This window comes from Lentzea sp. NPDC037011, from assembly GCF_055607425.1.
In genome coordinates this window covers 138,484-162,304 of the sequence record NZ_JBVJRT010000010.1, presented here as the reverse complement: position 1 = coordinate 162,304, position 23,821 = coordinate 138,484, and the positions used below count along the sequence as shown (strand labels likewise).

23 protein-coding genes are annotated in these 23,821 nt (G+C 70.5%); 10 read left to right on the top strand and 13 right to left on the bottom strand.

Annotated features, from left to right (window positions below; genetic code table 11):
• Window positions 1-77: 77 nt before the first annotated feature.
• Genes gcl through ACZ7CH_RS29175 form a run of 3 tightly spaced genes read right to left on the bottom strand, consistent with a single transcriptional unit; the run spans window position 78 to window position 3,382 of the window.
• Entirely contained in the window at window positions 78-1,778 is a 1,701-nt protein-coding gene (gene gcl, locus ACZ7CH_RS29185; RefSeq protein WP_470375416.1) for a glyoxylate carboligase, read from the bottom strand.
• A 3-nt stretch (window positions 1,779-1,781) separates the two neighbouring features.
• Entirely contained in the window at window positions 1,782-2,639 is an 858-nt protein-coding gene (locus ACZ7CH_RS29180; protein WP_360391031.1) for an NAD(P)-dependent oxidoreductase, read from the bottom strand.
• Window positions 2,636-3,382 (bottom strand): hydroxypyruvate isomerase family protein, encoded by a 747-nt coding sequence (locus tag ACZ7CH_RS29175; RefSeq protein ID WP_360391034.1) that lies wholly within the window; start codon window positions 3,380-3,382, stop codon window positions 2,636-2,638. The genes ACZ7CH_RS29180 and ACZ7CH_RS29175 overlap by 4 nt, the downstream gene beginning before the upstream one ends.
• A 122-nt stretch (window positions 3,383-3,504) precedes the next feature.
• Between ACZ7CH_RS29175 and uraD the strand changes: the two genes are divergently transcribed.
• Window positions 3,505-3,987, top strand: a complete 483-nt coding sequence (gene uraD / locus ACZ7CH_RS29170; protein ID WP_470375415.1) for a 2-oxo-4-hydroxy-4-carboxy-5-ureidoimidazoline decarboxylase — start codon at window positions 3,505-3,507, stop codon at window positions 3,985-3,987.
• Window positions 3,988-3,992: 5 nt separating this feature from the next.
• The gene (gene pucL / locus ACZ7CH_RS29165; protein WP_470375414.1) at window positions 3,993-4,871 is read left to right on the top strand and encodes a factor-independent urate hydroxylase; all 879 of its coding nucleotides are present in this window, start codon (window positions 3,993-3,995) and stop codon (window positions 4,869-4,871) included.
• Here the strand turns inward: pucL and ACZ7CH_RS29160 are convergent.
• The 4 genes from ACZ7CH_RS29160 to aceB form a co-directional block, all read right to left on the bottom strand.
• The gene (locus ACZ7CH_RS29160) at window positions 4,798-6,081 is read right to left on the bottom strand and encodes an FAD-dependent oxidoreductase (RefSeq protein WP_470375413.1); all 1,284 of its coding nucleotides are present in this window, start codon (window positions 6,079-6,081) and stop codon (window positions 4,798-4,800) included. The genes pucL and ACZ7CH_RS29160 overlap by 74 nt on opposite strands.
• A gap of 30 nt (window positions 6,082-6,111) precedes the next feature.
• Window positions 6,112-6,579, bottom strand: coding sequence for an Imm1 family immunity protein (locus ACZ7CH_RS29155; protein WP_470375412.1), 468 nt, complete (start codon window positions 6,577-6,579; stop codon window positions 6,112-6,114).
• A 74-nt stretch (window positions 6,580-6,653) separates the two neighbouring features.
• Window positions 6,654-7,823: a DUF6986 family protein gene (locus ACZ7CH_RS29150; protein ID WP_360391047.1), complete on the bottom strand. Its 1,170-nt coding sequence runs from the start codon at window positions 7,821-7,823 to the stop codon at window positions 6,654-6,656.
• A complete protein-coding gene (gene aceB / locus ACZ7CH_RS29145) occupies window positions 7,823-9,307 on the bottom strand; it encodes a malate synthase A (RefSeq protein ID WP_360391050.1) in 1,485 nt (494 codons plus the stop codon). Before aceB ends, ACZ7CH_RS29150 begins: the two co-directional genes overlap by 1 nt.
• 76 nt (window positions 9,308-9,383) lie before the next feature.
• Between aceB and ACZ7CH_RS29140 the strand changes: the two genes are divergently transcribed.
• Window positions 9,384-10,130, top strand: a complete 747-nt coding sequence (locus ACZ7CH_RS29140) for an IclR family transcriptional regulator (RefSeq protein WP_360391053.1) — start codon at window positions 9,384-9,386, stop codon at window positions 10,128-10,130.
• A 6-nt stretch (window positions 10,131-10,136) separates the two neighbouring features.
• Here the strand turns inward: ACZ7CH_RS29140 and ftsY are convergent, their stop codons facing one another.
• Window positions 10,137-11,525: a signal recognition particle-docking protein FtsY gene (ftsY, locus tag ACZ7CH_RS29135; RefSeq protein WP_360391056.1), complete on the bottom strand. Its 1,389-nt coding sequence runs from the start codon at window positions 11,523-11,525 to the stop codon at window positions 10,137-10,139.
• 114 nt (window positions 11,526-11,639) lie between these two features.
• On the opposite strand from ftsY, the gene ACZ7CH_RS29130 reads away from it, so the two are divergent.
• Window positions 11,640-12,773 (top strand): anhydro-N-acetylmuramic acid kinase, encoded by a 1,134-nt coding sequence (locus ACZ7CH_RS29130; RefSeq protein ID WP_360391059.1) that lies wholly within the window; start codon window positions 11,640-11,642, stop codon window positions 12,771-12,773.
• A complete protein-coding gene (locus ACZ7CH_RS29125; protein ID WP_360391062.1) occupies window positions 12,761-14,329 on the top strand; it encodes a sodium:solute symporter in 1,569 nt (522 codons plus the stop codon). The genes ACZ7CH_RS29130 and ACZ7CH_RS29125 overlap by 13 nt, the downstream gene beginning before the upstream one ends.
• Here ACZ7CH_RS29125 and ACZ7CH_RS29120 read toward each other — a convergent pair.
• Window positions 14,279-15,202 carry a GNAT family N-acetyltransferase gene (locus ACZ7CH_RS29120; RefSeq protein WP_360391065.1) on the bottom strand — a complete coding sequence of 308 codons (924 nt, stop codon included), beginning with the start codon at window positions 15,200-15,202 and terminating at the stop codon, window positions 14,279-14,281. The two genes, ACZ7CH_RS29125 and ACZ7CH_RS29120, sit on opposite strands and share 51 nt — an antisense overlap.
• A 268-nt stretch (window positions 15,203-15,470) precedes the next feature.
• On the opposite strand from ACZ7CH_RS29120, the gene ACZ7CH_RS29115 reads away from it, so the two are divergent.
• Both ACZ7CH_RS29115 and ACZ7CH_RS29110 read left to right on the top strand, forming a co-directional pair.
• Entirely contained in the window at window positions 15,471-15,809 is a 339-nt protein-coding gene (locus tag ACZ7CH_RS29115; protein WP_360391070.1) for a hypothetical protein, read from the top strand.
• Between the two features lie 23 nt (window positions 15,810-15,832).
• Window positions 15,833-16,549 carry a lysophospholipid acyltransferase family protein gene (locus ACZ7CH_RS29110; protein ID WP_470370788.1) on the top strand — a complete coding sequence of 239 codons (717 nt, stop codon included), beginning with the start codon at window positions 15,833-15,835 and terminating at the stop codon, window positions 16,547-16,549.
• A gap of 246 nt (window positions 16,550-16,795) precedes the next feature.
• Here ACZ7CH_RS29110 and smc read toward each other — a convergent pair whose 3' ends face one another.
• The 4 genes from smc to ACZ7CH_RS29090 are packed head-to-tail and all read right to left on the bottom strand — an operon-like array spanning window position 16,796 to window position 21,878.
• Window positions 16,796-20,389, bottom strand: coding sequence for a chromosome segregation protein SMC (smc, locus tag ACZ7CH_RS29105; RefSeq protein WP_470375411.1), 3,594 nt, complete (start codon window positions 20,387-20,389; stop codon window positions 16,796-16,798).
• 60 nt (window positions 20,390-20,449) lie between these two features.
• The gene (locus tag ACZ7CH_RS29100) at window positions 20,450-21,052 is read right to left on the bottom strand and encodes an anti-sigma factor family protein (protein WP_458430595.1); all 603 of its coding nucleotides are present in this window, start codon (window positions 21,050-21,052) and stop codon (window positions 20,450-20,452) included.
• The gene (locus ACZ7CH_RS29095; protein ID WP_470375410.1) at window positions 21,049-21,555 is read right to left on the bottom strand and encodes a sigma-70 family RNA polymerase sigma factor; all 507 of its coding nucleotides are present in this window, start codon (window positions 21,553-21,555) and stop codon (window positions 21,049-21,051) included. The genes ACZ7CH_RS29100 and ACZ7CH_RS29095 overlap by 4 nt, the downstream gene beginning before the upstream one ends.
• Before the next feature lie 32 nt (window positions 21,556-21,587).
• Window positions 21,588-21,878, bottom strand: coding sequence for an acylphosphatase (locus ACZ7CH_RS29090; protein ID WP_458434323.1), 291 nt, complete (start codon window positions 21,876-21,878; stop codon window positions 21,588-21,590).
• Between the two features lie 63 nt (window positions 21,879-21,941).
• On the opposite strand from ACZ7CH_RS29090, the gene ACZ7CH_RS29085 reads away from it, so the two are divergent.
• The 3 genes from ACZ7CH_RS29085 (at window position 21,942) to ACZ7CH_RS29075 (ending at window position 23,817) form a co-directional block, all read left to right on the top strand.
• Complete coding sequence (locus ACZ7CH_RS29085) at window positions 21,942-22,667, top strand: CAP domain-containing protein (protein ID WP_470375409.1); 726 nt, start codon at window positions 21,942-21,944, stop codon at window positions 22,665-22,667.
• Window positions 22,668-22,711: 44 nt separating this feature from the next.
• Entirely contained in the window at window positions 22,712-23,179 is a 468-nt protein-coding gene (locus ACZ7CH_RS29080) for a hypothetical protein (protein ID WP_360391088.1), read from the top strand.
• 128 nt (window positions 23,180-23,307) lie between these two features.
• Entirely contained in the window at window positions 23,308-23,817 is a 510-nt protein-coding gene (locus ACZ7CH_RS29075; protein WP_360391091.1) for a hypothetical protein, read from the top strand.
• Window positions 23,818-23,821 lie beyond the last annotated feature (4 nt).

Sequence of the window (23,821 nt, the reverse complement as noted above, 5' to 3'; positions counted from 1 at the left end):
CGTACTCTCCTGGGGTACGAAAGGGCCCCGCGTGTCCCTGAGGGGAACGCGGGACTCCCGCGTGACCTCGAAACCGGTCACGGGAGGGGCTCGTACTCGTGCATCGCGGCGATGGACGTGCCGTTGGCGGTGTTGCCCTCGCGTTCGATCATGATCTCCACGAGCACCGGCCGTGACGTGCGGTCGGCCTCCTTGCGGGCCCACTCCAGCGAGGAGCGGATCTCGCCGGGGTCGGCGACCCGGACGCCGGAGCAGCCGTAGGCCTCCATGATCTTGACGTTGTCCGAGCCCGTGGTGTCGTAGTGGATGTCGACCTCGTACCTCATGTCGTAGCCGCCGTGGTCCTCGGCCATCCGGATCAGGCCCAGGTACTCGTTGTTCAGCATGATCAGCACGAACGGCACGTCGTACTGCGCGCCGACCGCGAGCTCCTCCACGAGGAACTGGAACGAGTAGTCGCCCACGATGCCGACGACCTCGGCGTCTGGCCGGGCCTTCTTCACTCCGATGGCCGCCGGGATCTCCCAGCCGAGCGGGCCGGCCTGGCCGCAGACCTGGTAGTGCCGCGGCTTGTGCGCCTTCTGGTGCTGGCCGGACCAGATCTGGTAGAGCCCGATCGCGGTGACGAAGTAGGTGTCCGGGCCGTAGAACTCGTTGATCTCCTTGAACACCCGCGGCGCCTTGACCGGCACGGTGTCGAAGTCCTCGCGCCGCAGCAGCGTCCGCTTGAGCTCCTGGCAGCGTTCGACCCAGGCGTCCTTCTCCCGGGGGCCGTGCTGCTTCGCCTCGTCCAGCAGGGCCCGCAGGAACAGCTTGGTGTCCGCGACGATCCCGAGGTCCGGCCCGAACACCTTGCCGATCTGGGTCGGCTCGACGTCCACGTGGATGAACCTGCGGTCACCGCGGTAGGTCGCGAGGTCGCCGGTGTGCCGGTCGCCGAACCGCGCGCCCAGCGCCAGCACCAGGTCCGACTCCAGGAACGACGCGTTGCCGTAGCGCTGCGAGGTCTGGATGCCGGTCATGCCCGCGTAGAGCGGGTGGTCCTCGTCGAGCGCGCCCTTGCCCATCAGCGTGGCTTGGACGGGGATCTGCAGGAGCTCGGCCAGTTCCAGCAGCTCAGCGGACGCCTCGCCCAGGACGACACCGCCACCGGCGAGCAGCAGCGGGCGTTCGGCGGCCAGCAGCATCTCCAGCGCACGCTCGACCCGTGCGGCACTCGGAGCGCTCCGCTGCACCGGCAACGGTTCGTCGATCGTCGAGTCCCACTCGATCTCCTGCTTCTGCACGTCGATCGGCAGGTCGATCAGCACCGGACCCGGACGGCCTGAGCGGGCGATCCGGAACGCCTCGCGGAAGATCCACGGCATCTGCGCGGCTTCCTTGACCTGCACCGCCCACTTCGTGACGGGCGCGGCGATCGAGACGATGTCGACGGCCTGGAAGGCCTCCTGGTGCAGCTTGGAGACCGCGGCCTGGCCGGTGATGCACAGGATCGGCACGGAGTCGGCCTGCGCGGTGTAGAGCCCGGTGATCATGTTCGTGCCGGCCGGGCCCGAGGTGCCGATCGCGACGCCGACGTTGCCGGTCGTGCGCGACCAGCCGTCGGCCATGTGCGTGGCGCCCTCCTCGTGCCGCACGATGAGGTGCTCGATGCCGCCGTCTTCCTCCATCGCCTTGTACAGCGGGAGGATCGCGGCGCCAGGGCAGCCGAACACGACGTCGACGCCCTCGGACCTGAGGACCTCGACGACCGCTTGCATGACGGGGATCTTCGGCATCTGTCAGGCCCTTCCCGCGAAGTTCTCGATGACCTTGAGCAGCGCGGAGTGGTCGAGTGAGCCGTACCCCTGCGCGCGGGCCGCCGCGACCAGTGCGGCGATCTGGTTGGTGACCGGCAGCGCGACGTCGGCGGCCCGTGCCGCGTCCAGTGCGATGCCCATGTCCTTGTGGTGCAGGTCGATCCGGAACCCGGGCTGGAACTCGCGGGCGATCATCGACTCGCGCTTGAGGTCGAGGATCCGGTTCGCGGCGAGACCGCCCGCGAGCACGTCGAGGCCCGCCTTCGGGTCGACACCGCTCGCCTCCAGCAGCACGATCGACTCGGCGACCAGGGCGTAGATGCCGCCCACCATCAGCTGGTTGGCGGCCTTCACGACCTGCCCGGCGCCGTGCGGCCCGACGTGGACGACCGTCTTGCCGACGACCTCCAGGAACGGCCGCGCGGCCGCGAAGTCCCGCTCCTCACCGCCGACCATGATGCTGAGCGACGCCTGCACCGCACCGGTCTGACCGCCGGACACGGGCGCGTCGAGCACCCGCACGTGCGCCAGCCTCCGCGCGATGTCGATCGAGGTGGACGGGCGGATCGTGCTCATGTCGACCAGCAACGCGCCGTCGTCGAACGTCACCTCGTCGACGACGGCCTCGACCTGCGGGTGGTTCGGCAGCATCGTGATGACGACCTCGGCGCCGCTCACGGCCTCCTGTGCGGACGACGCGTCCTTGCCGCCGTCCGCGACCAGCTTGTCGAGCGAGGCCGGGCTGAGGTCGAAGCCCGTCACGTCGTGCCCCGCGGCCACCAGGTGGGCCGCCATCGGGCTGCCCATGATGCCGAGGCCGATGAAACCGATCTTCGTCATGCTTGGTCCCTCCACGCGAAGGAGTGGGTGACGGGCTTGTACTCGGCGCCGACGAAGCCGGTGTAGCCGTTGGCGCGGAGCTTCCGCAGGTGCCCGAAGAGGTCGAGCTCACCGGTACCGGGTTCACCGCGTCCGGGAGCGTCGGCGACCTGCACGTGACCGATGCGGTCCACGTGGCCGGCGAGCGCGTCGAGGTCGTCGCCGTTCGTGGCGAGGTGGTAGAGGTCCGCGAGCAGCTTCACGTTGCCGCGGTCGACCTCGTCGATCAGGTCGAACGCCTGCCGGGCGGTCTTGATCGGGTACCGCGGCGCGCCGCTCAGCGGTTCGACCACGACCTGCGCGCCGATCTCCGCCGCGACGTCGGCGGCGAAGCGGTAGTGGGAGATCGTCTGCGCGGTGGTCTCGAAGTTGCCGTGCAGCGCGTTGAGCGTGCGGCAGCCCAGCCGGCCCGCGATGGCCGCGGTGATCTCGACGTTCGCGCGGAACTCCGTCTCACGGCCCGGCCAGCTCGCCAGTCCCCTGTCCCCCGCGGCCATGTCGCCCGCGTAGAGGTTCAGGCCGACCAGGCGCACCCGCGCGTCCACGATCGCGTTCTCGAACGCCTCGACCTCGCGCGTCTCCGGTACGGCGTCCGCGAACGGCCACCAGATCTCGACCGCGTCGAACCCGGCGGCTCGCGCCGCTGCCGGGCGTTCCAGCAACGGCAGCTCCGTGAAGAGCATGGACAGGTTTGCGTCGAACATCTTCGGCGATTCCTTCCACATAGCGGAAGTTATATTCCGTATAACGGAGACACTAGACATTCCGCGAGCCTCAGGTCAAGAATGTGGAAGTTCAATTCCGCGATGTAGAAACTTGGAGAGCCGTGGAGAGCTTCAACAGCGCCCCGGAGTCGGAACTCCGCCCCCTGCTCACCGAGTGCCTCGCGGTACCCCGCTGGGTCGACGCGATCCTGAACGGCCGGCCGTACGCGTCGGTCGATGCGCTCCTCGCGGCTTCTTCGGTTGCCGCACAAGGGCTTTCCGACGAGGAGGTGCTCGGTGCCATCGCCGGGCACCCGCGCATCGGCGAACGACAGCGCGGTGGCGGGGTGTCGGCGAGGTGGTCGCGGTCGGAACAGTCCGGTGTGGACAGCGGTGAGGCTGATCGCCTGGCGGCTGCGAACGCCGCGTACGAGGATCGGTTCGGGCACATCTACCTGGTGTGCGCGACCGGCCTGAGCGGTGCGGAGGTGCTCGACGACCTGTCCTCCCGGATGGACAACCCGCCGGACGTCGAACTCCGCGTCGTCAACGACGAACTCGCGAAGATCGCCGCGCTGCGGCTGCAGAAGCTGATCGGGAGCTGATCGACATGGCCATCGTCCTGGGCCCCAACCAGTACGGCAAGGCGGAGAACCGCCTCGTCACGGTGTCGCGCAACGGTTCGGTGCACACCATCAGGGATCTGACCGTCAGCACCTCGCTGCGCGGCGACCTCGCCGACACGCACCTCACCGGCGACAACGCCAAGGTGCTCGCCACCGACACGCAGAAGAACACCGTCTACGCCTTCGCGAAGGAGGCGCCGGTCGGGGAGGTCGAGGACTTCGCGCTGCGGCTCGGCCGGCACTTCGTCGGCTCGCAGGAACCGATCACCGGTGCGCGGATCCTCGTCGACGAGCACTCGTGGAACCGCATCGACGGGCACGACCACGCGTTCGTGCAGGGCTCGAACGAGAAGCGCACCACGGCCGTGACGATCGAGGGCGCGCAGGCGTGGGTCGTCTCCGGCCTGCGGGACCTGGTGGTGCTGAAGTCGACCGGGTCGGAGTTCCACGGCTACCCGAAGGACCCGTACACCACGTTGAAGGAGACCGACGACCGCATCCTCGCGACGTCGGTGACCGCGCGCTGGCGGTACACCGGCACGGACGTGGACTGGGCGACGTCGTTCACCGAGATCCGCTTGACGATGCTGAGGACGTTCGCGGACAAGCACTCGCTGTCGTTGCAGCAGACCCTCTACGCGATGGGCGAGGCGGTGCTGAACACCCGGCCCGAGGTCGCGGAGGTGCGGCTCTCCATGCCGAACAAGCACCACTTCCCGGTGGACCTCAGCCCGTTCGGCCTGGAGAACGACAACGAGGTCTTCTACGCCGCCGACCGCCCGTACGGCCTCATCGAGGGGTCGGTGCTGCGGGACGACGCCCCCGGCGCCGGTCGAGCCTGGAGTACTTTGCCAGCCTTCTGAACACCACCGGGGTGAACAGGCTCGCGGGCGGCGCGACCATGTGCACGACCCGGAGGAAGCGGCGGAACAGGTCGGGGTCGTGCACGATCCCGGCCTGCCACTTCTTCAGGTACCAGCCGAGCAGGCCACCGCGCTTGGTCTCCACCCAGCCGCGGTCGGCGTTGCTCGACATCGCCCACGTCCCCCGCGTGGTCCGCGCGACCTGCCGCTGGAAGTCCCGGCAGCCCTTGGCGCTGAAGTCCCCGTGGCTGCGGAACAACAGCGCCTCCATCGCCGCGACGGTGATCCCCTGGCCGTACACGGGGTTGAACGCGCACACCGCGTCGCCCACCGCCACCAGCCCGCCCGGCCACCGCGCGGTGTCCTCGAAGGCGTTGCGGCGGCTGGCCGTGCGGGCGAACAGGTAGACGGGCGTGAGCGGTTCCGCGCCGGCGAGCAGCTCCGTGATGGGCACCCGCAACGAGCCCAGGAACTCCCGGTAGCCCTCGGGGTCGCGCGGCGGGTGGTCACCGGCGGCGCCCTGCGCGGTCACCATGACCCGGCCGCCCTCGACGCGCATCGCCGCGACCCCGCGCCGCAGGTCGGGTGCGGACAGGCTTTCCGCGTACACCACCGGGAAGTCCGCCGGTGCGGTGTAGGTCCGGGTCGCGTACCCGGTGCGGGAGTCGACCACCTCGGGTTCCGGCGTGGTGATCCCCGCGGCGGCGAGCCAGTCCCGCAGCTTCGACGACCGGCCGGACGCGTCGACCACCAGATCGGCGTCCACCCGGCCGGCGCGGGTGAGCACGCCGTCCACGACGCCGTCGCGCATCGACAGCCCGGTGACGTGCACACCGGTCATGAACTGCGCCGTGACCCGGCGGCGGATGCGGGTCTCCAGCAGCGGGCGGCTGAGCGAGAGCAGCGGCATGCCCGTGGGTGCGGCGGCCAGCCAGCCGAGCGGGTTGAGGATTCGCATGTCCCCCGCGTCGGCGAGCTCCGCACCGGCCAGCACCAGCTCCTCGCGCAGACCGGGGAACAGCTCCTCCAGCAGCTCACCGCCGCGCACCAGCAACCCGTGCACGTGCCTGCCCTGCGGTACCCCGGCCCGGTACTCCGGTTCGCCGGACAGCTCGTCGCGTTCCAGGACCACCACGTCGTCGCACGTCTCGGTCAGCACCCTGGCGGCGAGCAAGCCGGCGATTCCCCCACCGATCACCACGGCCTTCATGGAGCCATTGAACCAGCGTTCAGCCGGGCGTCACCGGTTCTCGGACGAGCGCAGCGACATCTGCTGGTCGCGCCAGGAGTGGAACAGGTCGGCCTCGCTGTACCAGTCCACCCCGGTCGGCCGCTTCCCCGTGGTCATGAACTCCACCAGCAGCTGCCGGTACAGGCCGAGCGGAACCCCCACGCCGGGCGGGAAGTCCGTGTACTTCTCGTTCACGTACGGCGCCTCTGGCGAGCCCTTCGGCCAGCCCATGAACTCGTTGTCGACGTAGTACAGGTAGCCCCATCCGCCGCGGACGGCGAGCACGACGTTGTGGTCAGGATCCCCCTCGGGGGTGAGCGGCCGGCCGAAGTGGTCGAGCGACCCGTCGTTGCACTCCGGCCGCCCCAACAGCCCGATCAGGGTGTCCACATCCGCTGCGCACGCGACGACCTGGTACCTGTGCTCCGCCGCGTCGAGGTCCGGCAGCCCGGTCCACAGGCCGGCTCGCATGCTCATGGGAGCCACCCTGCACCCATTGCCCACACCCGTCGACACCCGCTGCCAGAACCACCTGAACGGGCGAGCACCGGTCAGTCCGACCGGGCGGCGAGCCCCCGCAGCGCTGTTTCGTCGAGGCCCGTCGCCGCGTGCACCTCGGCCGGGTCGAGCGCCCCGCAGTCCACCGCGCGGAGGAAGAACGCCGACAACGCCCGAGCGGTCGCGGGTTCGTCCAGCACACCGCCGGCGACGCGCCGCACGTAGTCCTCCAGCCGCCGGGCGTCCGCGGCCAGCCCCTCCCGGTAGAAGGCGTACACGGCCGCGTAGCGCGTGACCAGCTGCGCCGGGTGCAGGTCCCAGCCCTGGTAGAAGCCGTGCTCCAGCGACCGCCTGGTCAGCTCGTAGTGGGTCAGCCAGCCGTGCTGCTTCTGCTCGCCGACCGGCAGCACGTTGGTCGACCCGTCGGACAGCCGCACGCCGGTGCCCGCCGCGGAGACCTGCATGACGTGCCGTGCGAAGTCGCACGCACCGTGCGCCAGGTGTTGTTGCGCCGCAGGCAACCCGCAGTCCGCGGTGTAGTCGTAGGTCCCGAAGTGCAGGCCGCTCACCCGGCCCCGTCCCGCGGCGATGAACCCCGGGATCGCGAGCCGGCCCTGGTCGTCCACGACGGACCGGGCGGTCTCGACCTGGATCTCGAACCGCAGGTCGCCGCCGAAGAGGTCGAGCACGTCCGCGAACACCTCGACCTGCTCGGCGGAGGTGACCTTCGGGAACGTGATCACGAAACCCGGCGGGACCTCTTCCAGCGCGGTCAGGAAGATGTCGAGCGTGCGCAGCCCGCGTTCGCGCGACGCCCTGGTGTCGAAGGACTTGATCCGCACGCCGAACGACGGCGGCGCGGTCCCGTTCTCCAGCCAGCGGGACACGATGTGCGCCGTGCTCTCGGCGTCCATGTCCTCGACGTCGTCCTCGGGCGCGCCGTAGCCGTCCTCGAAGTCGATCCTGAGGTCCTCGACCGGTTCCCGGCGCAGCTTCGCGCGGACCCGGTCGAGCACGCCGTCGGGCAGCTCCGGCAGCAGCTCCTCGTCGATGGACTCCAGTGCCTCGCGGCCCCAGTCGTCGACCGTGGACCCGATGAGGCGGCCGGCGGGCACGTAGCACGTGTGCACGGGCTGACGGCCCACCGGCACCTTGCGCTCCACAGTGGACAACCGCGCCGTGACCCGTGCGACGTCGTCGGGCGACAGGGATGTCTCGTACATCAGATGCGCTCGTAGGCGGGCAGTGTCAGGAAGTCGACGAAGTCGTCGGACAGCGCGACCTGCTCGAACAGCTCGGCCGCCGCGGCGACGTGCTCGCCCTCGACCCCGCCCTTGACCCGGTCCAGCACCTCGCGGACCACGTCGGCGGTCACCGGGGTGCCGTCGTCGAGCACGACGGAGTTGTGGACCCACTGCCAGAGCTGCGACCGGCTGATCTCCGCGGTGGCCGCGTCCTCCATCAGGTTGTGGATCGCCGCCGCGCCGTTGCCGCCCAGCCACGACGCGATGTACCGCACGCCGACGTCCACGGCGCTCTCCAGCCCGGCCCGCGTCGCCGCGCCGCCCGCCGACGTGAAGTCCAGCAGCTGCTCCGCGGTGACGCTGACCTCCGGGCGCTGCTTGTCGACCTGGTTGGGCCGGTCGCCCAGCACCCCGTCGAAGATCTCACGGCAAATCGGCACGAGGTCAGGATGCGCCACCCACGACCCGTCGAAACCATCGTTCGCCTCGCGCGTCTTGTCCTCGCGCACCTTGCGCAGCGCGTTCTCCGTGACCTCCGGGTCGCGCCGGTTGGGGATGAACGCCGCCATGCCACCCATGGCGAACGCACCGCGCTTGTGGCAGGTCTTCACCAGGAGCTCGGTGTACGCGCGCATGAACGGCGCCGTCATCGTGACGCTGTTGCGGTCCGGCAGCACGTAGTCCGCGCCCGCGTCCCGGAAGTACTTGATGACGCTGAACAGGTAGTCCCACCGTCCGGCGTTGAGCCCCGACGCGTGGTCGCGCAGCTCGTAGAGGATCTCCTCCATCTCGAACGCGGCGGGGATCGTCTCGATGAGCACCGTGGCGCGGATCGTGCCGTGCGGGACGCCCAGCAGCTGCTGAGCCGTGGTGAAGACGTCGTTCCACAGCCGCGCTTCGAGGTGCGACTCCATCTTCGGCAGGTAGTAGTAGGGCTTGCCCAGCTCCGCGTTGTGGAAGAAGTGCAGCCCGAAGTCCACGAGCGCGCCGACGGCGTTCTTCCCGCCGAACTGCAGGTTCCGCTCGTCGAGGTGCCACCCGCGCGGCCGCACGACGATCGTGGGGTACGGCCCGCCCTTGAGCCGGTACTCCTTGCCCTCCTGCGAGGTGAACTCGATCGTCTCGCGCGCCGCCTCGTACAGGTTCACCTGCCCCTGCACCACGTTGTCCCAGTGCGGGGTGTTCGCGTCCTCCAGGTCCGCGAGCCACACCTTGGCCCCGGAGTTGAGCGCGTTGATCGTCATCTTGCGCTCGGTGGGCCCGGTGATCTCGACCCGGCGATCCCGCAACGGCTCCGGCGCCGGCGCGACCTGCCACTCGCCCTCGCGGACGTCCCTGGTCTCCTCCAGGAAGCCGAGCGGCCGGCGGTCCTTGCGGCGGGCGAGCAACTCGTCGCGGCGCGCGGCGTGCGCCTCGTGCAGCTTCGCGACGAACTCAAGAGCCTCTGCGGTGAGGACCTGCACCTGGAGCCACCTCTCTCGGTTTTGCTGTGTGGACTATAGTTTCTGCATTGCGGAACGGCAACGGAAGGAGCCGCACGTGTCCACAGGTGGCGTGCAGTCCCTGCAGCGTGCCTTCGACCTGCTCGAACACCTCGCCGACGCCGGCGGTGAGGCGTCGCTGTCCGAGCTGGCCGTGTCCTCCGGCCTGCCGCTGCCGACGATCCACCGTCTCATCCGCACCCTCGTCACGCTCGGCTACGTGCGCCAGAACAGCAACCGCCGCTACACCCTCGGCTCGCGCCTGATCCGCCTCGGCGAGACCGCCTCCCGCCAGTACGGCACCTGGGCCCGCCCGTTCCTCTCGGCCCTGGTCGACTCGGTGGAGGAGACGGCGAACCTCGCCGTGCTGGACGGCGACGAGGTCGTCTACGTGGCGCAGGTGCCGTCGAAGCACTCGATGCGCATGTTCACGGAGGTCGGCAGGAGGCTGCTGCCGCACGGAACGGGCGTGGGCAAGGCGATGCTGTCGCAGCTCCCCCGCGACGACGTGCGCGCGCTGCTGGAACGCACCGGCCTCCCGGCCTACACCCCGAACACGATCACGGACGCCGCGGAGCTGCTGGACTCGCTCGACGAGATCTCCGCGCGGGGGTACGCGCTGGACGAGTCGGAGCAGGAGCTGGGGGTGCGCTGCATCGCGGTGCCGGTGATCGGCGGGCCGACGCTGGCCGCCGTGTCGGTGTCGGGGCCGGAGGGGCGGCTGACGAAGGACGCGGTGAACCGCATCCTGCCGGAGGTGCTGGCGGTGGCGAAGAAGCTGGCGGACCAGACCGCCACCGCCTGAGGGACCTCAGCCCAGCAGCGCGTCCACGAACGCGCCCGGCTCGAACGGGGCCAGGTGGTCCGCGCCTTCCCCGAGCCCGACGAGCTTCACCGGCACGCCCAGCTCCCGCTGCACCTGGAACACGATGCCGCCCTTGGCGGTCCCGTCCAGCTTCGTCAGCACGATCCCGGTGATGGCGACCTGCTCGGCGAACACGCGTGCCTGCGTCAGCCCGTTCTGCCCGGTGGTCGCGTCGAGCACGAGCAGGACCTCGTCGACCACGGCCTGCTTCTCGACGACGCGCTTGACCTTGCCGAGCTCGTCCATCAGGCCCTTCTTGGTGTGCAGGCGGCCCGCGGTGTCGATAAGCACGGTGGACACGCCGGTGTCCACGCCGCGCTTGACCGCCTCGAACGCCACCGAGGCCGGGTCGCCGCCCTCGGGGCCGCGCACGGTCTCCGCGCCGACGCGTTTGCCCCACGTCTCCAACTGGTCCGCGGCAGCGGCGCGGAACGTGTCCGCGGCACCCAGCAGCACCGTGCGGCCGTCGGCGACCAGCACACGCGCGAGCTTGCCCGTGGTGGTGGTCTTGCCCACGCCGTTGACGCCCACGACGAGCAGCACGGCCGGCTTGCCCGCGTGCGGCAGCGCCTTCAGGGAGCGGTCCATCGACGGGTCCAGCGCCGCGACCAGCACGGAGTGCAGCAGCGCACGTGCCTCGGCCTCGGTGCGCACGCCGGTGGAGGCGATCTTCGTGCGCAGCGTGTCGACGATCTCGGTCGTGGTGGCGGCGCCCAGGTCCGCGATCAGCAGCGTGTCCTCGACGTCCTGCCACGAGTCCTCGTCCAGGTCGCCGGCGCCGAGCAGGCCCAGCAGGGACGAGCCGAAGCCGCTGCGGGACTTCGCGAGCTTGCCGCGCAGGCGCTCCAGGCGCCCGGCGGTCGGCTCGATCTCCTCGATCTCGGAGGCCTCCTCGGGGAGGTCGACCTCGACGAAACCGCGCTTGACCGAGTCGCGCGGCACGGAGGCGTCGTCACCCACACCGGGCTGGCCGTCGACCTCGGTGCGGTCGGCGACCGGGTGGTCGACCGGTGCGACGGGCTCAGGCGCGACGGGCTCGACGGGCTTGGGCGCGACGGGTGGGACGGGCTTGACGGGTGAGACGGGCTTGACGGGCGCGACGGGCTCGGCGACCACCTCCGCCTCGGCGTGGGCGACGGCCTCCGCCTCGGACGCGTCCGGCGCGGCCGGTGCGAGCGAGAAGCCGGACGAGGCCTGGTAGCCGGCCGGGCGCGGCGTCTCCTCCTTCTGGGTCAGGCTGATGCGACGGCGACGCGTCAGCACCACGCCGGTCACCAGCGCGGCGATCAGCACGACCGCGACGACGATGAGGATCAGGATCAGGGAAGACGTCACGGGAGCATCGTTTCACAGCGGTGCATGTGACCTGTCAACGAGATAGTGCTCAATTAGGCGAAGATTTCACCGCAGCTCTTGCGCCTGAACACGGTGTGGAATAGACCACACGTCGTGAGGGTGATCGGACTGATATCCGGCACGTCGATGGACGGCATCGACGTGGCCGTCGCCGACCTGGCGATCAGCGGTGACGTCGTCGAGCTCGTGCCGGTGCAGCACGCCGAGCACCCGTTCCCGAAGGACCTGCTGGAGATACCGCGGGACGCAGCTGAAGTGTGCGCCTTCGACACGTCGCTGGGGCAGGCTTTCGGCGAAGTCGCCGCCGGCTACCTCCCGGCGGACCTGATCTGCTCGCTCGGCCAGACCGTGCACCACGAGGTGCAGGACGGCGACTGCCTGGGCACGTTGCAGCTCGGGCAGCCGGCCTGGATCGCGGAGCGGACCGGCCTGCCGGTCGTCGCCGACCTGCGGGTGCGCGACGTGGCCGCCGGTGGGCACGGGGCGCCGCTGGCGAGCACGCTCGACGCGCTGTGGCTCGCCGGGATGGTCGACACGCCCGCCGTCGCACTCAACATCGGCGGCATCGCGAACATCACCGTCGTGCGGCCGGGCTCCGCGCCCATCGCCTACGACACCGGGCCGGGCAACGCGCTGCTCGACGCCGTGGTCGAGGTCCTGTCGGACGGCCGGCGCCGCCAGGACACCAACGGGGAGTTCGCCCGCCGCGGCACCGTTCGCGAGGACATCCTCGGCAAGCTGCTCGCCGACCCGTACTACGCCACGCCGTGGCCGAAGTCGACCGGCAAGGAGCTGTTCAACGCCGAGTACCTGCACGGGTTCCCGACGGTCCCGGCCGAGGACATGCTGCGCACCCTGGTGGAGCTCACCGCGCGCACCATCGCGGACGCCTGCCGCGCGCACGACGCCGGCGTGGTCGTCGCCTCCGGTGGCGGGATGCGCAACCCGGTGCTCGTGGAAGCGCTCACCCGTGCGCTGCACCCGATCCCGCTGCGGATCAGCGACGCGCTCGGCCTGCCGCGCGACGGCAAGGAGGCCTACCTGGCCGCGCTGCTCGGTTTCCTGACCTGGCACGGCGTCGCGGGCAACACGCCGTCCGCGACCGGGGCGTCCGGGCCGCGCCTGCTCGGCAGCATCACTCCCGGCAACGGGCCGTTGCGCATGCCGCAGCCGCACGGCACCGTCGTGACCAAGCTCAAGATGGGGGACCCGAAGTGCGCGGACTAGACCTCGCGATCATCGCCCTGTTCCTCGTCGGCATGCCGTTGCTCGGCACGTGGATCGGCGGCAGGCAGAAGTCGGCCACCGACTACTTCGTGAGCGAGAAGCGCATCTCGTGGTGGGTGGTGTGCCTGTCGGTGGTGTCGGCGGAGACGTCGACCCTCACGGTGCTCAGCGTGCCCGTGATCGCCTACATGGCGACGCCCGCGCAGGGCGGCATGACGTACCTGACGCTCGCGCTCGGGTACATCGTGGGCCGGATCGTCGTGTCGTTCGTGCTGCTGCCACGCTACGTGAAGGGCGACCTCGTCACCGCGTACGCGTACCTGGGCCAGCGCTACGGCAACGGCATGCGCGCCACGGCGTCCGTCACGTTCCTGTTCACGCGCCTGCTCGCGGACGGCATCCGGCTCTTCGCCACGGCCATCCCGATCAAGGTCGTGCTGGCGCAGTACGGCATCACCGCGTCGTACTGGGTGATCGTGCTGGCGCTGGGCATCGCGATGGTGTTCTACAGCTTCTTCGGCGGCGTGCGCGCGGTCGTGTGGGTCGACGCGATCCAGATGCTCTGGTACGTCCTGGGCGGTCTCGTCGTGATCTGGGTGCTGGCCGGCAAGCTGCCCGACGGCTGGTTCGGGAAAGCCGCCGACGCGGGCAAGTTCCAGCTCTTCGACTTCACCTCGTCACCGCTGACGGGCGCCTACCCGTTCATCGCGGCGTTCTTCGGCGGTGCCCTGCTGTCGATGGCCTCGCACGGCGCCGACCAGCTGATCGTGCAGCGGCTCATGGCGACCAGGGACGTCAAGGCCGCGCAGAAGGCGCTGATCGCGTCCGGGTTCGTGGTGTTCCTGCAGTTCGCGTTCTTCCTGTTCATCGGCGTGATGATGTGGGCGTTCTACAACGGCGTGGACCCGGTGAAGGACCTGGGGCTGAACAACAAGGACGAGCTGTTCGCCCACTTCATCGTCAGCATGCCGAGCGGCCTGTCCGGCTTCGTGATCGCGGGCATCCTGGCCGCGGCGCTGTCGTCGTCGCTGGGCGCGCTGGCGTCGAGCACGGTCACCGACGTCTACGAACGCGTCCGCAAGACCCCGATGACCGACGAGGAACGCCTGCGCCACGGCCGGATCTGGACCCTGGTGTGGGCGGGGCTGCTGATCGTCTGCGCGGGCCTGTTCGCCTCCTCGAACAAGACCACGGCGGACCCGATCGTGGTGCAGGCGCTCGGCATCGCCGGCTACACCTACGGCGCGCTGCTCGGGGCCTTCCTCCTCGGCCTGGTCTTCAAGCGCGTCACGCAGGCGGACGCGGTCATCGCGTTCGTGGCGACGGTCCTCGTCGTCGGGTTCGTGATCCTGGGCGTCAAGTTCGTCGGGAACACCCCGACGATCGACTTCGCGAAGGCGGACGCGACGCGCAAGTCGTTGACCGGCTGGTGGAACACGCCCCTGGGGGTGGCGGTCACGTTGCTGGTCGGCGGGTTGCTGTCACTGCGGCACCCGGCTGGGCGTTCAGGCGGTGTGCCGGTAGGCGACGAGCTCGACGTGCAGCCGAAAGCCTAGGCGGTCGAACATCCGCTGCGAGCTCTCGTTGCCCGCGTGGATCGACGCGGCGGCCTGCGGTCGTGCACCGTGGTCCGCCGCGAGCTTCCACAGCAGTTCGGTGACGAGGGCAGCGCCCACGCCCTGACCGCGGACGTCCGGTTCCACGGCCACGAAGTCGACGTAGTACTCCTCGGGCTGCGCCTTGCCCGCGGCGTAGCCGAGCACGCGCCGGCCGTCCATGGCGACGACGACGGTGCGGTTCTCCGGTTTGGACTCGACGAGCTGCTTGCCGGACAGGTACGTGCGCGGAAAACATCGCTCGTGCAGCACGGCAACGGCCTCGTGCACGTGCGGATCGGTGGGCAGGACGCGCATCTCACGCTCGCTGGGGCACTTCGCGTCCCGCAGCAGCAGCGTGCGCAGATCCCCGTTGTCGAGCACGTGGATGGCACTCGCCTTGCCGGCGCTGAACCCGTGCCGCTCGGCGAACGCCGCGAGCCGCCGGTGGGCGGTGTGCCCGTACAGCTCGAGGTCGGTGATGCCGGTGAGCATCTCGGCGGCCCTCCGGAACATCGCGTCGGCGGTCTGGTCCCAGATCCGGCTGCCCGCCGGGTGGTTTACCGGCACGTCGACGAACGGCCCGTGCAACCAGGCACGGCCCAGCTCGCTGTCGACCTCGACGCTGAACATGCCGGTGATGTTGTCATCGGCGTCGGTGGCGACCACGGTGCAGTCGGCCCAGCTCGGCTCGAACTCGCCGAGCTCGGCGCGGAGCTCGTCGACTGTCTCACCGAGGTAGCCGATGTGGTGCGCGTTGTCGGCCTGGAGCCGGACGAGCAGCGCCATCGTGGCGCTCAGGTCGCCAGGTTCGGCGAAACGGATGTCGTACATGCAGGGAATGGTTGCTCGCACGGCCGTTCGAAGCGAGGGAGTTTTCGCGGGTGTCTCAACTGACGCGGTTATACCGGCTCTGAACAGCACAAATGCCCCTCAGGTCATCCTGACAGGTACAATCGCCCAGTGCCCCCGGCCGACCGTCCGTCGCGCATCGCGCAGACGTGACGCGGATCTCGCCGTGTCGGCAAATCAACAGGTGATTCGAGCGGCAACCACCAGATTCGGGCTTGCAGCCCAGGTGAGGGTGGGGGACTCTTCTACGGTGAGTGAGGAAACGATCCAACTCGATCTCAACGAATCCGGGGTGGCCGTCGACCTGCCGCTGCCGACGAACAACCGGGACCAGGTCCAGGGTGTTCCGTACCGGCCGGTCGAATTCCGTGACGATGATCTGCCCACCGCCCTCGAACGTGCCGCCGCGTGGCTGCGGCAGACGCAGGAGTGGCTGGGCGAACCCGTGGACGTCATCGCGGTCCACCTGGACTACGACGACACCAAGGGGAACCCGTACTACGACCTCAAGTTGCTCTGCAACGACGAGGACCTCGCGGGTGTGCCCAGGGTCATCCGGGACAAGGAAGGTACCGCTACCGGCGAGTAGCCGTTCCGGCTACTTTCTGAGGCATGTCGGATCTCGTGTACCCCCCGGTGATCGCCGCGGCCAAGCTCATGTTCCGCGTGCTCGACCTGCGGATCACCGTCAAAGGGGCGCATCACGTGCCGCATGAGGGCGGGGCGGTGCTGGCGTCGAACCACGTCAGCTACCTCGACTTCATCTTCGGCGGTTACGGGGCGCTCCAGTCGGGGCGGCTCACGCGGTTCATGGCGAAGCACGAGATCTTCGCCAACAAGATCGCAGGCCCGCTCATGCGCGGCATGCACCACATCCCCGTCGACCGGAGCGCGGGTCAGGCCTCCTACCAGCAGGCACTGTCCGCGCTCCGCGGCGGCGAGGTCGTCGGGATCTTCCCCGAGGCGACCATCAGCCAGTCGTTCACCGTCAAGGACATCAAGTCCGGGGCGAACCGGCTCGCGCACGAGGCGGGTGTGCCGCTCGTGCCCGTCGCCCTGTGGGGCACGCAGCGGTTGTGGACCAAGGGGCGCAAGAAGGACCTCACGCAGCGGCACGTGCCCGTCACCATCCTGATCGGCGAGCCGTTCGAGGCCTCCCCCGGCGACTCCGGCGACGAGTTGCTGCGCGAGCGGATGCAGGACCTGCTCGACACCGCCCAAGCCGACTACCCCAACGAGCCGGGTGCGTGGTGGGTGCCGCGGCACCTCGGTGGCACCGCGCCGACACCGGAGGAAGCCGCGCGGCTCGACGCGCGCAGGCCTGAGTAGACCCCATCGAACCGCCTCTGACCTGCGGATGCAAGGTTTCCACAAGCTCGGCCGTGCACAGTTTGTCCTGCGAGCCGGGACGTGGTGCGGTGGAACTGGGGGATCACACCCCGCCCGGAGCGCGAGCTGCGTCAGAGCGGTGGCGAGGGGGCTCCCGGAGGGGGAGGCCACCGCGCTGACGCAGCCGGAAGGCCGCGACCGGAGCCGGTTCACGCCCCCCAGGCGCCCGCTCCGGTCGCCCTCGTCCTAGGCCTCGTTCGCGGGCTCGGGTTCCTCGCCCTTCGTCCGCAGCCGCTGCGAGATCACCTGCGAGATGCCGTCACCGCGCATCGAGACGCCGTACAGGGCGTCCGCGATCTCCATGGTCGGCTTCTGGTGGGTGATGATCAGCAGCTGCGAGTGTTCCCGCAGCTGCTCGAACAGGCTGATCAGGCGGTGCAGGTTCGTGTCGTCCAGCGCCGCCTCGACCTCGTCCATCACGTAGAACGGTGAGGGGCGGGCGCGGAAGATCGCCACCAGCATCGCCACGGCGGCCAGCGACTTCTCGCCGCCGGAGAGCAGCGACAGGCGCTTGACCTTCTTGCCGGGCGGGCGGGCCTCCAGCTCGATGCCGGTGGTCAGCATGTCGCCGGGCTCGGTGAGCACCAGCCGGCCCTCACCGCCGGGGAACAGCACCTTGAACACGACCTCGAACTCGCGCGCCACGTCCTCGTAGGCCAGCGTGAAGACCTCCAGGATCTTGTCGTCGACCTCCTTCACGACGGTGAGCAGGTCGCGGCGGGTGTCCTTGATGTCCTCCAGCTGCGTGGAGAGGAACTTGTAGCGCTCCTCCAGCGCCGCGAACTCCTCCAGCGCCAGCGGGTTGACCTTGCCCAGCAACGACAGGTCGCGTTCGGCGCGCTTGGCGCGGCGGGCCTGGGTGTCGCGGTCGTAGGGCGAGGGCTGCGGCTCGGAGACCTGCTCGCCGCGTTCCTTCGCCGCCTGGTACTCGGCGAGCTCGGCGGCGGTGGCGGGCACCACCACGTCCGGGCCGTACTCGTTCACGAGGTCGTCGAGGCCGATGCCGAAGTCCTCGGCGATCTTCGTCTCCAGCTGCTCGATGCGCATGCGCTGCTCGGCGCGCAGCACCTCGTCGCGGTGCACGGCGTCGACGAGCTTCTCCAGCTCCCCGGACATCTCGCGCACGAGGTTGCGCACCTGGGTCAGCAGCAGCTCGTGCTGGGCGCGGCGTTCCTGGGCCTGGTCGCGTTCACGGGCGGCGCGGGCGAGGGAGACCTCGATGCGCTCCAGTGCCTGCTCACCGCCGCGCACCACGGCCTTCGCGACCACGGCGCCACGGGCGCGGTGGGCGGTGGCGCGGGCGTGGCGTTCACGGGCCTCGCGTTCGGCACGGGCGGCGCGGCGCAGGCTGTCGGCCTTGCCCTGCAACGCACGCGCGCGTTCCTCGGCGGTGCGCTGCACGAGCCGGGCGTCCATCTCGGCCTGGCGCGCGGAGGCGAGCTCGGCGGCCAGCTCGTCGCGCTGGTCGGTGTCCGGCTCGTCGTCCATGGTCTGCTCTTCTTCGGCCATCAGCAGCCGCTCTTCGAGCTCGCCCAGCTTCAGCAGGGCCTCCTCGCGCGACCGCTCGACCTTCGCGCGCTGCTCGGTGATGCGGCCGACCTCGGCCTGCGCCGAGCGCACCGCGGCGGCCATCCGGTTCAGCCGCTCGCCGGAGCGGGCCTGGCGGACCTTGGCCTCCTGCACGGCCTCCTTGACCGCGTCGAGCACCTTGCGGCGGGCCTGCTGCTCGGCACGGGCGCCCTCCAGCGCCGCGGAGGCGTGCTGCAGCGCGCGTTCCGCGGTGGCCAGCTGCTCCTGGGCCTCGTCGACCGCGGCCTGCACCTCGATCACGCTCTGGCCCTGGCCGCCGGAGCCGCCGACGGCCCAGTCCGTGCCGAAGAGGTCACCGTCACGGGTCACCGCGCGCACGTTCAAGCCGGCCGCGGTGTCCAAGTCGTCCACCACGGCGAGGCGGTCGAGCGCGCGGGCCAGTGCGGGACGCAACGCCTCGGGTGCGTGCACGACGTCGACCGCCCACCGCGCACCGTGCGGCAGCGGTCCCCACTGCGCGGTGTCCACAGTGGACCCATGACCGCCGATCAGCACCCCCGCGCGGCCGGCGTCCTTCTCCTTCAACAGCTTCAGCGCCGCGAGCGCGCCGTCACCGGAGGACACCGCCACGGCGTCGGCGATCGGGCCGAGCGCGGCGGCCAGCGCCACCTCGTAGCCGGGGTCGACGGTCAGCAGCGCGGCCACGGACCCCAGCAGGCCCGGCACGTCCGACGCGAGCAGCGCGCCGGCGCCGTCCTTGCGCGTCAGACCGAGCGACAGGGCGTCGACGCGGGCCCGCCACGACGCGATGTCGCGTTCGGCGGTGCGCTCGGCCTTGACCAGCTCCTCGACGCGCTGACGGCCCGCGTCGTTGGCCTGCACGGCCTGGCGGAGCCGTTCGTCGAGGTCGTTGTCGCCCTCGTCCTCGAAGCCGGTGACGGCCTGCGCCTCGGCCAGCTCGACGGACGCGAGCTCGACGCGTTCCGCGGCCTCGGAGAGCGTGCCGGAGAGGCGTTCGATCTCCTCGGCGGTCGCGTTCGTCTTGCTGCGCAACGCCTCCACCTGACCGGACAGGCGCGCGAGGCCCTCCCGGCGGTCGGCGATCGCCCGCACGGCGGCGATGTGCGCCTTCTCGGCCTGGGAGACCATGCGCTCCAGCTCGGCGCGCGTCTCCACGGCCTCCGCCAGCGCGATCCTGGCCTCGGTCACGCCCTCCTGGAGCTCCAGCTCCATCTCGGCGGTCTCCTCGGCCTCGCGGTCGAGGTCGTCCGGGTCACGACCGCGCGACGGCGCGTCCACGTCCGCGGACAGGTGCCGGGCGCGTTCGGCGGCCAGGCGGACGGTGCCGCGCAGGCGTTCCTCCAGGGCGGACAGCCGGTACCAGGTGTCCTGGGCGGCCTGCAGCTTCGGGGTGTCGGCGGCGACCCGCTCCTCCAGCTCGTTCTGCTGGTACTGGGCGGCCTGCAACGACTTCTCGACCTCGGCGCGGCGTTCGCGGGCCCTCGCCTCGTCGTGCTCCTCCTGGGCGATGGCCGCGCGCTGCGTCACGAGGTCGTCGGCGAGCAGGCGGAGCTTCGAGTCCCGCAGCTCGGACTGCACGACCTGGGCGCGGCGGGCGATCTCGGCCTGCTTGCCCAGCGGCTTGAGCTGGCGGCGCAGCTCGGCGGTGAGGTCGGTGAGGCGGGTCAGGTTGGCCTGCATCGCCTCCAGCTTCCGCAGCGCCTTCTCCTTGCGCTTGCGGTGCTTGAGGACGCCGGCCGCCTCCTCTACGAACGCGCGCCGCTCCTCCGGCTTGGACTCCAGGATCGCGGCGAGCTGGCCCTGACCGACGATCACGTGCATCTCGCGGCCGATGCCGGAGTCCGACAGCAGCTCCTGGATGTCCATGAGGCGGCAGGAGCTGCCGTTGATCTCGTACTCGGTGGCGCCCTCGCGGAACATCCGGCGGGTGATCGACACCTCGGTGTACTCGATCGGCAGCACGCCGTCGGAGTTGTCGATCGTCAGCGTCACCTCGGCGCGGCCCAGCGGCGCGCGGCCGGAGGTGCCCGCGAAGATGACGTCCTCCATCTTGCCGCCGCGCAGGTCCTTGGCACCCTGCGTGCCCATCACCCAGCGCAGCGCGTCGAGCACGTTGGACTTGCCGGACCCGTTGGGGCCGACCACACAGGTGATGCCGGGCTCGAAGCGCAGCGTGGTAGCCGAGGCGAAGGACTTGAAGCCCTTCAGCGTCAGGCTCTTGAGGTGCACGCCGCGCAGAGTACCCAAGCGCTTGCGCCGGTTGCGGGAGGCGGGGGCCGACCTGCGCCCCTAAGGGCGGAGGGTGACCAGCAGGCCGCTCTCGTCCGACACCTCCAGCCGGTCGATCTGGTCCACCCGGAACGACGTCGAGCCGGGAATCCGCTCGTCAGCGGTGTGGTCGGACCCCCACCAGCCGCCGATCTCCCGCTGTCCGCGCCGGTCGAACACGATGACCTTGCAGCGCGCGCCCGGTTTGACGTTGCCGAGCTTGAACCGCAGCTCGGTGCCCCAGGTCTTCTGGATCATCGCGACCTCGGCGTTCACGCCGGTGCCGGCGTCCATCGCCGCCCACGTCGGTGCGGGCGGTGGCCGCAGGAACAGGATGCCGCCGGCGAGCGCGAGTGCGACGAGCACGGCCGCGCACACCAGCAGCACACGGCGGCGGCGACGGTGGTCGCGGACCGGTTTCGGCGGCTCGGCGGGCAGCTCGTCGAGGTGCTCGACCTCCCGCAGGCTCAGCCGGCCGAGCAGGCCCGGCAGCGGGGCGAACCGCAGCACCTCGGCCCGGCACGCCGCGCAGCCGGGCAGGTGGCGTTCGAACGCGGAGCGCTCCCTCAGGTCGAGCGATCCGAAGAGGTAGGCGCCGACGTCGACGGTGTGCGCGCAGCTCATGCCTCGGTCACCCCTCTCTCCTCCAGGGCGTCGCGCAGCGCCCGCAACGCGTAGAAGCAGCGCGACTTGACCGTGCCCGGCGGGACGCCGAGCGTCTTGGCGGCCTCCGCGACCGTGCGGCGCCGGTAGTACAGCTCGATGACGACGGCGCGGTGCTCCGGTGTGAGGGCCCGCAGCGCCGAGGCGATCTGCCACGCCTGCAGCACGTGCTCGACCTGGTCGCTGACCGGTGGCAGGTCCACGGGTTCGAGCGGCACCTCGGTCGCGCGTGCGCCGCGGCGCCGGTAGCCGGAGATGACCAGGTTCTTCGCGACCGTGTAGAGCCACGGTGCCGCGTCGTCGGGTTCCAGCTCGTCGTGGTGGCGCCACGCCCTGAGCAACGTCTCCTGCACCACGTCCTCTGCCTGTTGGTAGTCGCCGTCGACCAGTCGCAGCACGTAGTGCAGCAACGGGCCTCGCCAGCGTTTGTACAGCTGGTTGAGGACGTCTTCGCCGGAGTCCACGGTCTCCTCTACGCCACCGGTCGCCGGAAGGTTCAGCGTTCGACGAAGCCGTTCAGGCCGCCGCGGGCGCCGGACCACTGCTCACCCACCGATTCGACCTGTCCGGGAGTTTCACCCGAACGGAGAGCCTTCAGGAGTTGTTCACACTTGTCCCGTGGTCCCTCCGCGACCACCTCGACCCGGCCGTCCTCCCGGTTCGAAGCACTCCCCACCAGGCCGAGCTCCAGTGCTCGGGCCCGCGTCCACCAGCGGAAACCCACGCCTTGCACTCGTCCGCGCACCCACGCGTTCAGTCGTACGTCCACCTCCGAATGGTCGCGCAGTGACCCGAGGTGACCGAAGACGCACCCAGGGCTTATCACCCATTAGTGGTACGGTCCCCAGCCGTGAGTGCCCGCAGCCTCTTACTCGGCCTGCTGATCGGTGCGACCGGCGTCGGCGGCCTCGCCGTCAGCGGCACCTCTCCCCTCGGCATCGGTGTCACCTCCGCCGCGCAGCAGGAGAGCACCGACGCGGCGAACCAGTTCGGATCGGGCAGCGCCGCCGCACCCGGCAGGCAGACCGCGGGCGGCACCCCCGTCCAGGGCACCGCCACCCCGTCGTCGTCCTCCTCCGCTCCCACCACGTCCACGACGACGGCGACGCCCTCCTCGACCTCCTCGTCGGCGGCTCCCACCACCACGACGACGACCCAGTCCGAGGCGCCCAAGCCGCCGGACCCGCCGAAGCCGCCCACCGGTGACAAGACGCCGGAGCAGGCCGTGCTCGCCCTCGTGAACGACGCCCGCGCCGCGAAGGGCTGCAAGGCGCTCGTGATCGACGACCGCGTCACCACCGCGGCCCAGGCGCACAGCACCGACATGGCGAGCCGCAAGTACTTCAGCCACGACACCCCCGAGGGCGTGGACTTCGCCGAGCGCATGAAGGCGGCCGGGTACCCGAAGCCCGGCGGCGAGAACATCGCGCAGGGCTACCGCACCGCCGAGCAGGTCATGCAGGGCTGGATGAACTCCTCCGGCCACAAGGCGAACATCGAGAACTGCAAGTTCACGACCATGGGCGTCGGCCTGGACACCCGCGGTTTCTACTGGACGCAGAACTTCGGCTTCTGACGGCTCCACAGACGGCTACTGACGGTTCGAGCAGGGGAAACTTCGTGTACGAGAGCCCGGAACCCGACGCGCGTTCACGCTTTCGCGGTGCGCCCCAGATCATCCTCGCCGCCTCCGGCGTGGTGCTGGCCACCGTCTTCGCCGCGGTCGCCTCGCTGGCCGCGGGCTCGGACTCGGCCGCGGAGGCGCCCGTCCAGCAGCCGCCGCGCAAGGAGGCCGTGCGCGACGCGCTGAGCACCACCTCCACCACGGTGCCCACCACCTCGTCGGTCGCGGAGGTGACCTCGACGACGGCGGAGACGACCACGTCGGCCACCACGACCACGACGAAGCGGCCCACGCGGGTCACCACGATCACCCGCCCGGACGGCACCACGACGACGGTGACGACCGAGGAACCCCCGCCGGTGACGACGAACCCGACGACCACCACGACTGTCGTGACGACGACCACCGCGATCACGACGACCACCACCACGACGGCGCCGGCCACAACGACCACGGCGCCGTAGGGTTACGCCCGTCCCCACGACGTGACACAGGGTTACACGAAGGTGTGGCCCTGCTGAGGTCTTGGTGCGTTTCCGCCGATAACTCGAACGCAAAGCCATCCAACCGGGTTTCCCACGAGGAGATGGGTGTGTTCGAGGTAGATCATCCGCAGTCACCCGGCTCGCCGGCCGCACCGCAGAAGAAGCGCGTCGGCACGGCCGTCGTGCTGGCCGCCGGTGGCGTCGTCGTGGCCACGCTGTTCGCCACCGTCGCGGCCATGCTCGCCGGCTCCGGCCAGGAGGCCGCCCCGGAACGCGCGACCGCGGACGTCGTGCAGACGCTCACCTCGGTGGCCCCGGACGGCAGCACCAGCACCGTCGTCGTCACCGTGTCGTCGTCGGTCAAGGGGGCGGGCAAGGCCGGCTCGGACCGCAGGCAGGCCGCGCGTCCCGACGAGCAGCCCCGGCCGCAGGAGCCGGCCGCGCAGCCGCAGGTGACGACGAACCCCGCGGTGCCGACCGAGACGCACAGCAACCCGCCGACGTCGTGGACCGAGCCGGCCACGTCCACCCCGTCCACCGGGTCGTCCACGTCGAGCACGGCGCCGACCACGCCGTCGTCGACCGTCGGCACCTCGCCGGTCCCGCCCCAGCCGTAGGCGC